This is a genomic window from Kitasatospora sp. NPDC059088 (assembly GCF_042738155.1).
GTDB lineage: Bacteria > Actinomycetota > Actinomycetes > Streptomycetales > Streptomycetaceae > Kitasatospora.
In genome coordinates, this window is sequence record NZ_JBHYGR010000003.1 from 167919 (window position 1) to 179081 (window position 11163).

15 protein-coding genes are annotated in these 11163 nt (G+C 71.3%); 8 read left to right on the forward strand and 7 right to left on the reverse strand.

Features of this window, described 5'->3' with window-relative positions; all coding sequences use genetic code 11:
* Positions 1 to 57: 57 nt before the first annotated feature.
* Complete coding sequence (locus ACFWXO_RS02685) at positions 58 to 1485, forward strand: hypothetical protein (protein ID WP_380521586.1); 1428 nt, start codon at positions 58 to 60, stop codon at positions 1483 to 1485.
* The gene (locus ACFWXO_RS02690; RefSeq protein ID WP_380521588.1) at positions 1463 to 2068 is read left to right on the forward strand and encodes a hypothetical protein; all 606 of its coding nucleotides are present in this window, start codon (positions 1463 to 1465) and stop codon (positions 2066 to 2068) included. Before ACFWXO_RS02685 ends, ACFWXO_RS02690 begins: the two co-directional genes overlap by 23 nt.
* Positions 2069 to 2086: 18 nt before the next feature.
* On the opposite strand, the gene ACFWXO_RS02695 is transcribed toward ACFWXO_RS02690, so the two are convergent.
* Positions 2087 to 2989, reverse strand: coding sequence for an alpha/beta fold hydrolase (locus tag ACFWXO_RS02695; RefSeq protein WP_380521589.1), 903 nt, complete (start codon positions 2987 to 2989; stop codon positions 2087 to 2089).
* Between the two features lie 57 nt (positions 2990 to 3046).
* Here ACFWXO_RS02695 and ACFWXO_RS02700 point away from each other — a divergent pair, with 57 nt between their 5' ends.
* Positions 3047 to 3628 carry a TetR/AcrR family transcriptional regulator gene (locus ACFWXO_RS02700; RefSeq protein WP_380521591.1) on the forward strand — a complete coding sequence of 194 codons (582 nt, stop codon included), beginning with the start codon at positions 3047 to 3049 and terminating at the stop codon, positions 3626 to 3628.
* Positions 3629 to 3694: 66 nt separating this feature from the next.
* The gene (locus ACFWXO_RS02705; protein WP_380521593.1) at positions 3695 to 4072 is read left to right on the forward strand and encodes a helix-turn-helix domain-containing protein; all 378 of its coding nucleotides are present in this window, start codon (positions 3695 to 3697) and stop codon (positions 4070 to 4072) included.
* A gap of 48 nt (positions 4073 to 4120) precedes the next feature.
* On the opposite strand, the gene ACFWXO_RS02710 is transcribed toward ACFWXO_RS02705, so the two are convergent.
* The 5 genes from ACFWXO_RS02710 to ACFWXO_RS02730 form a co-directional block, all read right to left on the reverse strand.
* Complete coding sequence (locus ACFWXO_RS02710; protein ID WP_375883634.1) at positions 4121 to 4711, reverse strand: ClpP family protease; 591 nt, start codon at positions 4709 to 4711, stop codon at positions 4121 to 4123.
* Position 4712: 1 nt separating this feature from the next.
* Entirely contained in the window at positions 4713 to 5354 is a 642-nt protein-coding gene (locus tag ACFWXO_RS02715; RefSeq protein ID WP_375883631.1) for a ClpP family protease, read from the reverse strand.
* Positions 5355 to 5463: 109 nt separating this feature from the next.
* Positions 5464 to 6351 (reverse strand): phosphorothioated DNA-binding restriction endonuclease, encoded by an 888-nt coding sequence (locus tag ACFWXO_RS02720; protein WP_380521597.1) that lies wholly within the window; start codon positions 6349 to 6351, stop codon positions 5464 to 5466.
* A gap of 14 nt (positions 6352 to 6365) precedes the next feature.
* Complete coding sequence (locus tag ACFWXO_RS02725; RefSeq protein ID WP_375883626.1) at positions 6366 to 6563, reverse strand: DUF397 domain-containing protein; 198 nt, start codon at positions 6561 to 6563, stop codon at positions 6366 to 6368.
* A gap of 14 nt (positions 6564 to 6577) precedes the next feature.
* Positions 6578 to 7429 (reverse strand): helix-turn-helix domain-containing protein, encoded by an 852-nt coding sequence (locus ACFWXO_RS02730; protein WP_380521600.1) that lies wholly within the window; start codon positions 7427 to 7429, stop codon positions 6578 to 6580.
* A gap of 188 nt (positions 7430 to 7617) precedes the next feature.
* On the opposite strand from ACFWXO_RS02730, the gene ACFWXO_RS02735 reads away from it, so the two are divergent.
* From ACFWXO_RS02735 to ACFWXO_RS02750, 4 genes are all read left to right on the forward strand, one after another.
* Positions 7618 to 7944: a hypothetical protein gene (locus ACFWXO_RS02735; RefSeq protein ID WP_380521602.1), complete on the forward strand. Its 327-nt coding sequence runs from the start codon at positions 7618 to 7620 to the stop codon at positions 7942 to 7944.
* A 100-nt stretch (positions 7945 to 8044) separates the two neighbouring features.
* Complete coding sequence (locus tag ACFWXO_RS02740) at positions 8045 to 8362, forward strand: type VII secretion target (RefSeq protein ID WP_380521605.1); 318 nt, start codon at positions 8045 to 8047, stop codon at positions 8360 to 8362.
* A complete protein-coding gene (locus tag ACFWXO_RS02745; RefSeq protein ID WP_380521607.1) occupies positions 8362 to 9711 on the forward strand; it encodes a hypothetical protein in 1350 nt (449 codons plus the stop codon). The genes ACFWXO_RS02740 and ACFWXO_RS02745 overlap by 1 nt, the downstream gene beginning before the upstream one ends.
* A gap of 1 nt (position 9712) precedes the next feature.
* Positions 9713 to 10222 (forward strand): hypothetical protein, encoded by a 510-nt coding sequence (locus ACFWXO_RS02750; protein ID WP_375883613.1) that lies wholly within the window; start codon positions 9713 to 9715, stop codon positions 10220 to 10222.
* Positions 10223 to 10226: 4 nt separating this feature from the next.
* Here ACFWXO_RS02750 and ACFWXO_RS02755 read toward each other — a convergent pair whose 3' ends face one another.
* Positions 10227 to 11021: an MBL fold metallo-hydrolase gene (locus tag ACFWXO_RS02755; RefSeq protein WP_380521609.1), complete on the reverse strand. Its 795-nt coding sequence runs from the start codon at positions 11019 to 11021 to the stop codon at positions 10227 to 10229.
* Between the last annotated feature and the right edge of the window lie 142 nt (positions 11022 to 11163).

The window sequence follows — 11163 nt, forward strand, 5'->3', positions numbered from 1 at the left end:
CCCCGCCGCCGCGCGCCTCGGCCCGCCGGGAACCCGCCGGGAGCCCGCGGCCACCGGATGCACACGAACCGGCTGCCGGTGAGGATGGGCGGCGGGGCCGGGCAGTGGACGGAGTCGCTGGTGAAGGCGTTACCGGGTGGCCGCACCGCGCTCGTCGCGGTCCTCGCCGGCCTCGCCGTCCTGACCACGGGCGCGAGCCCCTCGCCGACGGACACGACCTCGTCGTCCTCGCCCTCGCCGTCGACCTCGGGGGCCACCTCGGGGGCCACCTCGGGGGCCACCTCGTCGGCAGCGGCCGTCACCCTGGCGCCGACACACGGACCCCGGTTCGGGACCGTTCAGGTGACGCTCTCCGGCTTCCCGGTCTGCGAGAGCGGTCTCTCAACGCGCCCCAACCCGGTCGATGCCCTGGTGACCTGGGACGACACCCCGGCCACCCGCCTCACGACCGTCCGGACCGGGACGAAGCCGCCGTCCTCCGGCACGTTCACGGTGCCCGAAGGCGCCGGTGACGGCGTGCACACGGTCACGGCGACCTGCCCGGGCTTCCCCCCGACCGTGGCGACGGCGCACTTCACCGTCGCGCCGCCGACACTGACGGCGGATCCGGCCCGCTCGGCGCCCGGGTCCACCACGACCGTCGTCGGCACCGGCTTCGCCTGCCCCGCGGACGACACCGTCGCCCTGGTCTGGGGCACCACCGCGCTTCCCGGCCCCGGAAAGCCCGACGCCGACGGGGGCTTCCGCACCGGCGTCACCGTGCCCGCGGACGCGGCCGCCGGTGACCACGACGTCCGGGCGTCCTGTGCGGCGGAGCCCCGGATCACGGCGGACGTCCACGTCCTCGTCCCGGCCCCGGGTCCGACCACGTCCTCGCCGACGACGCCCACGCCTCCGCAGCCGTCGCCCGTCCGGACGATGACCGCGTCGCCGGGCGCCCCCCTGCACGTCGACGGCCGGACGAACGCCTGCGCCGGGGGCGCCGACCCGCGCCAGGTGGTGCTCTCCTGGGACGGCGGGCCCCGGTCCCACCCGGTCACGGCCGACAAGTCGGGCCGGTTCCGGTCGATCGCCACCGTCCCGGCCACCGCGCCCACCGGCCCCCACCGGATCACCGTGGAGTGCGCGGGCACCCACACGGTGACCGAGATCGTCCCGGTCGTCGTCGCCCAGCACGTCCCGCCGCCCCCGCCGAAGCCCCACCTGCTCTGGATCGTCCTCGGCGCTCTCGCGGGTGTGGCCCTGGCGGCGTTCGGGCTGCGCCGCGTCCTGCGGCCGGACGGCACGGCGGGCCGGGCGGGCCGGGCGGGCGGCAAGGCGGGCACGGTGACGGCCGAGGCGGGCGCGTGGGGCGACGCCCGGACGGAACTGACCGAGCGGCCCGGTCCCGCCGGGCCCGGGCACAGCGTCCGCCTGGTGCCGCGCCCGGATCCGGGCCGGCAGAGCTTCGAGGAGGTGCGCGATGACGATGGTCGCGACGGATGACCCGTACTCCCTGGCGACGTTCCTGGGAGCCGTCGAGCCGTTCGCCGACGTCCTCCGGTCGAACGGCCTGGACACCGCCCTGGACGGGCTGGACACCGCGCTCGCCCGGGCCGCCCGGCAGGAGGTGGCGAGCGTCGTGCACGGCTTCCTGGGGCTGGACATGATCGACCTGCTCGCCGGCGGCTGGCGCACCCAGTCACAGCTCGCCGCGGCCGCCCGGGAGACCTGCGCGGCCCCCGGCAGCGAGGAGGTCGTCGCACTGCTGGAGCACCGGGTCAGGTCGGTGCACCAGCCCTCGGTGAACGTGCTCGTCGACGGCGTCTCGATGGGCACCCTCGAGGTGGACATCGAGGTGGTCTTCGAGCTCGACGGGATCGTGGCCGTCGTACGCGGGGGCAGACTGGTCGCGGTGCGGGCGGGTCGCTGCACGGCGAGCGCGACGGTGGCACTGGAGCGGATCCCGCTGCTGAGCCGCCGACGGGAGTTCGACCTGCCCGGCGGCGTGGGGTGGCGCCGGGGCATGGTGCTGCGGCACTGCACGCCGACCCCTCCCCCGCCCCCTCCGCCGACCCCGCCGGGCTGATCGGCCGGGGGCTGCCCGCTACGCCGCTTCCTTCCCCCGTCCGGCCGAGGCGACGAAGGCCAGCAGCCGCTCGTTGACCGCCTCGGGCTGCTCCAGGTTCAGCCCGTGGCCCGCCCGTTCGAGGATCTCGGCCCGCACCCCCGGGATCAGCGCCGTCACCCGCTCCACCACCTGCCGCGGCCGCAGCAGCGCGCTGCGCCGGCCCACCAGCATCAGGACGGGCAGCCCGATCGACCCCAACTCCCCGTCCGTGAAAGGCCGGGCCGGTGGCCGGCCGCCCGGCTTGTAGCTGCGCATGGCGAGCATCAGCGGGGCGATCATCTCGCGCGGCGCACTGAGCGCCGGGTTCGCCAGCAGCCGCCCGAGCGCGGGGCGCAGCGGCCGCGGCGCGAGCATGCCGAACAGCCCGCCGATCATGTGGGCGTAGAACCGCGCGGGGACCTTCTCGATGCCGCCCGGGTCCAGCGAGGTGACGGAGGCGAGCCGTTCGGGCGCGTGGATCGCCTGGTTGAGGGCCAGCCAGCCGCCGTACGAGACCCCCACCAGGTGCACCCGGTCCAGTCCGAGCCCCGTCAGCACCTCCCCCAGCCACTCCGCGTTCTCCGCCGATCCGGCCGCGACGGCGCGCTGCTCACTGCGGCCGGGGTCGTCCAGGGTGTCGACGGCGTAGACCGGGTGGTGCGCGCCCAGGGCCGCGATCTGCGGGTACCAGTTGGACGGGTGCCCGGCGTGGCCGTGCAGCAGCACGATCGGCTCGCCGGTCCCCGTGCCGTAGCGGTGGACGTGCACGCTCCCGTACCCGGTCTCGACATCGAACTCCTGCCGCGGGCCGGGCCACAGCTCCATCGCCCGGTCGTACGCCTCAAGGAACTTCGCCTTCGCCGTCTCGCTGGTGAAGTGCCCGACGCTGGTCCTGGTCATGATCCCTCCCGGTTTTGATGGTATGGTTGTACCACAAAAACATCCGGAAGGAACCCGATGCCCAAGCTGGTGGACCACGAGGAGCGACGGGCCCACATCATCGACGCCCTGCTCCGCTCGGCGGCGAGCAGCGGCCTCCACTCCGTCACCATGCGCTCCGTGGCGATCGAGGCCGGCGTGTCCGTGCGGCTCGTCCAGTACTACTTCGACACCAAGGAACAGTTGCTCCTCGCCGCCATGACCCGCCTCGCCACCCGGATGGGCGAGCGCGTCCAGCGCCGCGTCCGCGCTACCGGCGCGGGCAGCGACCCGCGCGCCGTCGTCGAGGCGGTGCTGCTCGAAGCCGTCCCCACCGACGAGGAGAGCCGCGCCTTCCACCTCATCTACACCGAGTACGCCGTCCTCTCCGTCACCGACCCGGCCCTCGGCGGACAGCCCTTCCTCGCCGCACCCGACGAGATGGAGTCCTTCCTCGCCGCCCAACTCGCCGCCGCCGGCGCCGCCGACCCGCGCCAGGAGGCCGTCGTCCTACTGGCGGTCTCGGCGGGCCTGGGCCTCAGCGTGCTGCTCGACCAGCGGACGGCGGAGGACGCCACGGCCGTCCTCCGCTACCACCTCGGCCGGGTCCTCCCTGCGTAGCACCGCTTCACCCAGGGCAGAACGCGGCGCCCTTCCCCCCGCGCCCCGGATCCCTAGGCTGGAGGGGTGAGCACTCATGCGCCGAACGAAGCCCGCGTCATCCCGCTGCGCCGCCCGCAGGCCACGCCGCCCGCACCTCCCACGCCGAAGGAACCGCTCTGGCGCGACCTCGTCGGCGACGTGCTGCGGCGCGAACGGCTCGCCCAGGAGCGGACGTTGAAGGACGTCGCGGAGACCGCCCGGATCTCGGTCCCGTACCTGTCCGAGCTGGAGCGCGGCCGCAAGGAGGCCTCCTCCGAGGTGCTCGCGGCCGCCGCCAAGGCCCTCGGGCTCCGCCTCGGCGACCTCCTCTCGCTCGCCCAGGACGAGTTGGTCCGGCACACCCGGCCGAACCGGACGAGCGGGCCCCGGGCACAGTACGACGGGCTCTGCATGGCGGCCTGACCGCAGCGGTGGCCGGCACACCCCCGTCGCACCGGCCACCGCCGACGCTCACCGCCGGCTCAGCACCTGGTCCGCGAGCCCGTACGCGACGGCCTCCTCGGCACTGAGCACCTTGTCCCGATCCATGTCCGCGCGCAGCGTCGCCACGTCGTGGTGGGTGTGCCGGGCAAGGACCTCCTCCACCTGCGACCGGATCCGGACCATCTCCTTCGCCGCGAGGCTCAGGTCCGAGACCGTCCCCTGCCGCCCACCACTGGCCGGCTGCCCGAGCAGCACCCGCGCGTGCCGCAGCACGAACCGCCGCCCCGCATCCCCACCCGCCAGCAGCACCGCCGCCGTCGACGCCGCCTGTCCGACGCAGAACGTCGAGATCGGCGCCTGCACGAAGGTCATCGTGTCGTAGATCGCCATCAGCGAAGTGAACGACCCTCCGGGCGAGTTGAGGTAGATCGAGATCTCCCGCTCCGGGTTCTCCGACTCCAGGTGCAGGAGCTGCGCGATGACCACGTTCGCGACCCCGTCGTCGATCTCGGTGCCGAGGAAGATGATCCGCTCGTTCAGCAGCCGGCTGAACACGTCGTACGTCCGCTCGCCCTTCGCCGTCCGCTCGATCACGTACGGAACCGTGTACGACCCCATGTCAGAGCCCCATCCGTCGCCGCGAGGAGGCCGGGCGGATGTCGTCGACCGACTCCACCACCCGGTCCACGAGCCCGTACGCCACGGCCTGCTCCGCCGTGAACCAGCGGTCCCGGTCGCTGTCCCGGGCGATCGTCTCCTCGCTCTGCCCGGTGTGCTCGGCGGTGATCCGCTCGATGGTGCGCTTGGTGTACTCCAGGTTCTCGGCCTGGATCTCGATGTCCGCGGTCGTCCCGCCGATGCCCGCCGACGGCTGGTGCATCATGATCCGCGCATTGGGCAACGCGAAGCGCTTGCCGGGCGTCCCCGTGGTGAGCAGGAACTGCCCCATGCTGGCCGCGAACCCCATCGCCAGGGTGGAGACGTCGTTGGGAATCAGCCGCATGGTGTCGAAGATCGCCAGCCCGGCGCTCACCGAACCCCCGGGGCTGTTGATGTACAGCCCGATGTCACTGCGCGGGTCCTCCGCCGAGAGCAGCATCAGCTGCGCACACACCCGGTTCGCCGACACGTCGTCCACCTGGGTGCCGAGCAACACGATGCGCTGGGCCAGCAGTTGGGCGGCGAGCTGGTCATCGAAGGGCCCGGGCCGGGTATCACCGTCCCCCGCGCGGGGCGCGAGCGCGGTGGCGAATGGAGTCATCTGGTCCTCCTGGTCGAGGCGGAACTGCCGTCCCCTCCACTCTCACCCCGCACCGCCCCCCGCCCCCCGTTTCTCTGCCCACCGCAGATTCGCCACGGGCAGAGCGCGGCTACGCCACCTGACGCGGAGCCCCGCGGAACACCTCCCGCGCATGCCACTCCCGGTGCCGGTCCGCGACCGGCGGGACGCCCGGCTGCGGGCCGATGACGGGTCGTCCGGCGAGTGCGAGCACCTGCTGCCGGCTGGCCTCACTTCGGCCGACGAACCGCTGGGACACGAGGATCCGCCGCCCCTCCCCCAGGCCCAGGACGCCCTTGTCGAACAGCTTGTGGTGCAGCGAGCACAGGCACAGGCCGTTGTCGACGTCGTCCGGCCCGTCATACGACCACCAGCGCACGTGCGCGGCCTCCAGCCCGACCGCGCTCGCCCCGAGGGCGCCGTCGTAGCCGCAGAACGCGCACTGGAACTCGTAAGCGGTGAGTATCAGGTCACGCATCCGCCGATCCCGCTGCCGCCGGGCGGCGGCGGTCGCGGTGGCCTCGGTCTGCTCCAGGTCGAGACCGACCGCCTCGCAGAGATCGGCGTGCAGGGAGGAGGGGAAGTGGGCGTCCAGCAGCACCCTGGCCATCCGCCCCAGCAGCGCCGGTTCCTCCCCCAGCGCCAGGCGCAGTTCCGCCGCGAGCCTGCCCGTCGCCCCGCTCGCGCGGAGAACCCCGACCCCGCTGCCGGGGCTCCCCGGCCCGTGATCGGTCCGGACCTCCCACACCCCGTCGCTGATCATGTGGTGGAACGGGTAGCCGGGGGTGGTCGGATTCGACGGCCCGTAGTCGGCGAGCAGCCGCTTCAGCTCCTCCTCGACCGCGCTGTAGCGCAGTTCGCCGTCCGCATCCCGCTGGTAACTGCCGAGTGCGTACAGCAGCAACAACGGCTTGTGCGGCGCCCGGACGCCGTTGTTCGTCCAGCGCCTGAGTTTCGCCACCCGCTCCAGCCAGTCCATGCGGGTCAGGGTAGCTACGCCGTCAGGTGGTCGAACTCCCCGGCCTTGGCCGCGCATATGAGCGCACGGAGATTCTCCGGCGCAGTGGTGAGGATGATGTCAGGGTCATCGCTCTCACGGATCCTGATGGCGCCGCCAGCAGCAGCCGCAAGGTAGATGCAGTTTGCTGCATCTGCGCTGTAGCTGGACTTCTGCCAGTCATGAGCGGCCATGTTCGTTCCTGTCTTCAGATGCTCTGAGCAACGCGGCGGATGAGGTCACGGGACGCGCCCGGCTTGAGCGAGTGCGTCTCCAGCCGATCCATCACGGCTCGATACTTGATCAGCTGTGGCTCGGTGTCGATGAACTCCGACTTGTCCGTGTCGACTTGAACAGTGTCCAGCCGCGGCACCACAGCATGGAAGTACACAACGCCAGCGCCCGAACCCGGATAGCTGCCGGTACCGAACGGAATCACCCGCAGGTCGATGTGAGGATTCTCGCTCATGGCCAGCAGGTGATCCAACTGTGCGCGTGCAACCTCGGGGCCACCGAACCCCATCCGCAGGGCGGCCTCATGGACGATGGCCGACAACTGGACCGGCTGATCACCATAGATCACTGCCTGCCGCTTGATTCGATGGGAGACGAGATGCTCCACCTCGGGCGGCGAAAGGGGTGGAACCGCATCGCGGAAGAGTGCGCGAGCGTGTTCCGGGGTCTGGAGAAGTCCAGGGATGTGGATCGCGGAAGCGATCCGCATCGACCGGGTGTGGTGTTCGAGTTCGGCCAGGTCAAGCGCTCCGGCCGGAAGGATCTCGCGATACTCCTCCCACCAGCCCCGGGTACGCCCGCCGGTCAGGCGCGTCAGTGCATCGATCAGGGCTTCATCAACGCAGCCGTAGAGGCGCGCCAGGGTCCGTACCCGGTCCGCGCTCACCGGGTAGCCGCCGGATTCGATGTTGCTGATCCGGGACTGCTGGGTGCCGTGCAATTCCCCGGCTCGCGTGACTGACAGACCTGCCTGCTCGCGCAGTCGACGCAGCTCTGCGCCGAGCCGCCGCTGCCGGATGGTCGGCGGAAACTTGCTGGGCGGCATCCGCTCTCTCCTCACTCTCGACCACCATCCTCGGCACCGTTCACTCATTGGAGTGGTGGTGCTAAGAATCATCCAAAGGCGGTAGATTACATACTACCTACTGGATACCCTTGACTGAGCGTCAGGGATGTTCGCCGCTCTGGCTGGTGGCAACTGGCGTCCAACTCCCGTTCTCCTAGGAGACTTCCATGGCTGCTGCACCCTCGCCAAACCCTGGCCCCTCCTTCAACCAGGAGCTGTGCGAACTCGTGCTCGACACCGCACCCCGGCTCTTCGCCGTCGTCCAGGTGTGCGGCAACAGCAGCGCGGACGCCGACGGCTGGGTAGTGGCCTGGGGCCTCGCCGAACCCGACGGGCCGACCCACGTGATCAGCCTCGACGGCCGGGCCCGCCTGACCCTCGCGTCCCCCGAACGAGCCCTCCGCCACTTCGCCGGGCACCCGGGTCTCACCGCCCGCCTCGTCTGGCTCGCCCACCCGAACACCGCTGCCCTGGACCACCCCAAAGCCGCCTGAACCCCGCACAGGAAGTCGACCTGGCCGACTTCCTGCGCCCGCCCCAGCCGCTCGTTAGTGTGAAGACCAGAACCACAGAGCACAGTTGGGGGGGAACCCGATGGGTGGATACATCTCGGAGCCGGAACGGCTTCCGGTGGCGGCGGCCAAGCTGGACGAGGGAGCGGACAAACTCACGCAGGCGAACACCGGTTTCGGCGAGTCGACCGCTGCCGCGACCCGTCACAACGAGTGGACCGTCGGTTCGTCCCTCGGCGCGGCCACCGGCCACTGGTCCACGGAAGCCGGCAAGGTCACCGATGCGGTGAAGAAGATCGCCGAGGGACTCCGCGTCACTGCCGCCAACTACTACCGGCAGGAAGCCGCCGTCGCGGAACAACTGCAGCGTGCTGCCGATCTGTTGGAGGACAAGAGCTGATGCCGTCCATCTACGCCGAGGATCCCGACGGCCGCCGCAAGGCCTCCGAACCCCTTCATGACCGCCGTTTCGCGAAACCCGTCACCCTCCAGCAGATCCGCTCCTGCGACCCAGAAGCGTTCCACCGGGCCGCGGAGGAGTGGGACAAGGTCGGGTCGGCCATGAGTTCTGCCAAGTTCATCGCCGTCGATGTGCTCTCCACTCTCCAGGAAGGCTGGAGTGGCGACGCCGCGACCCTCGGACGCCGGGCACTCACCGACCTGGTCGACGAAATGTCCATCGCCGAACAGGAGATGGAGGCGGCGAAGCTCACGCTGACGAACACCGCGACCGGCCTGGCCCTCGCCCGCCGATGGGTCGCCGAAGCGGACGATCTCGCCCGCGCCAACGACCTCACGATCAAGGACGACGGCGACATCGGCTATCCGGCCTGGCTGACCAGGAGCAACGACCCGGAGAGCGGGGGCGAGTCCCGGCGACTGGGCACGGTGGCCGGAGACATCCGCAATCTGCTGACGGCTGCGACGAAGTACGCATCCGATGTCAGCAACACGGCAGGGCACGAGCTCGACCGCATCAACGGCGCAGCGAAGTACCGCCACCTCGACGACTGGACCAAGCGGGTGGTGGGCGAGGACCTGGCGGGCGCGCGGGACCTCTCAAAGGTCTTCGGCGGCGAGGGTGGAGTACTGCTGCCGCCCGATGCGTACGACCGGGGGGCGGGCGCCTACAACACCGAGGCCCCGACCGACCGAGACCGCAAGCTGGCCGCCACCCTCGGGGCCGGAATCGCGGGTCTGCCGTTCGCAACAGGCGGCACCAATGCCAGCGCCAACATGGCCCACTACCTTTCCGGCACCGGCGAACCGCTGAACCTGAACGTCGAGGACATGTTGAAGGACATTCCCGACTTCCAGAACAGCGTGGCCACCACCCTCGACGGCAACCTCCCGGGCTGGCAGGCCGAGGCCCTGGCGGAGTACCGGCGCACGGGCAAGCCGGTCGCGCTGGTCCAGCAGACCGGTTGGCAACCCATGTCCGCCACCCCGGACAGCAGCAAGGACTGGTTCTACGCGGTCGGGTCCTTCCACTACAACACCGAGGCGAAGATCGAGGTCAAGCCGACCTCACCCGGCGCTCCGCCAGAGGTGACCGTCACCTACAAGACCCACGTCCGCGACCGGTACAACTGGGACTTCGACAAGAACGACCCGCTTCATCAGAAGGGAACGAACGTACCGGGCCTGGGGTACCTCTCGGACGAGGACCTCCAGCGCCTCCATCGCACCGGCCTGGCACGGGAGTTCGACATGGGTGGTGCCGGCGACACGCGAACCAGGAAGCTCTGAGATGACGTCCGATTGGACCCCAGAGAAGCCTTGGGCTCGTTGGCTCCTGCGCGGATTCCTCGCGCTGTGCGTGCTGATCACCGTGGGGTGCGTCTGGTGGGGGGTGGCCGGGTTGCGGCGGAGCGCCGAACCGCCGGACACCGTCGCGGCGCGCGCCGAGCGGCTGGCGGGTCTGCACTACAGGAACGACGCCAGACTAGGGCGGTACTACATACCGGCGGCCGCCGTGCTGTCACGGACTCCCGACGGGGCGCAGGTCGCCTTCCTTCATTACGGGATGGTCGGCGGCGACGAGGTCAACATCGACGACTTCCTGTCCACCTACCGCCTGCCGAGGGCCGGCTCCCCCGCCCCACTGCCTGAGGACCTGAGAACAGCACTCCCCGGCGACGAGCCGGCCGAGGGCGTGTTGCTGCCGGAAGGGCAACCCGGGCGGCAGGTGTTCGTGGTGGAGCACCCGGGCGAACGGCCCGGCGCCGCCGACGTGTACGTCCGGGCTACCGGGTCGTGAGGGGCTACACGGCGACGAAGCGGCGGGGGCCGTCCCCGGTCAGGATTCGGCCGAAGCGCATGGCGGGGAAGTGGGCGGCGACCAGCACATCGTCCGTGTCGGCGGCCTGGTCGGCGATGCGGTTGCGGACGGCGGAGGCGGCCTCCGGGTCGATGTCCCAGCTGACCTGCCAGTCGCGTTCGCCGAACTGGACCACGGAGTGGGCGACATCGCCCAGCAGCAGGGCGCGGCGGCCGCCGGAGGAGGCGACGTAGACGGTGGTGCCGGGGGTGTGGCCGGGGAGGTGGAGGGCGTCGAGGCCGGGGGCGATGGTGAAATCGGCGTCGAACAGCTCCAGTTGGGGGCCGAGCGGGCTGAGTTTGGCGACGGCCTCGGGCTGGGCGGTCTCCCCCGTCACGAAGTGCTGCCAGTCGGCACGGTGGGCGCGGTAGGTGGCGCGGGGGAAGACGGGGTGGCCGTCGACGGTGGCCCAGCCGATGTGGTCGAAGTGCAGGTGGGTGAAGACCACGTCGGTGATGTCCTCGACGGTGACGCCGTGGGCGGCAAGGGAGTCGAGCAGCGCGCCGCCGCGGTACTTGCCGTCGTCGTACGGGCCGACCCCGGCGTCGACCAGGACGGTCCGCTCCCCGATGCGGACCAGGAAGCCGCCGAGCGGCAGGTCGAGGCTGCCGTCGGCCGCCCGGTGGTGCCCGTGGCAGGCCCACGGGTCGGCCATGCCGGGGCGGGTGAGGATATCGGCGGCCACCTCACGACCCACCCCGTCCGTGATCGCCAGGATCTCGATGTCACCGATCTTCACGTGCGCCCTCCGGCAGTTGACGGTCGTTCGTGGACCACCGGTGGCAACCGTGCCGGGGGGGGGGGGGGTGGACGGGGGGCGCCACCCACCCCGCCCCCACCACCACCCAACCAGACGGAACACCCACCCCGCCGGCGCGGGG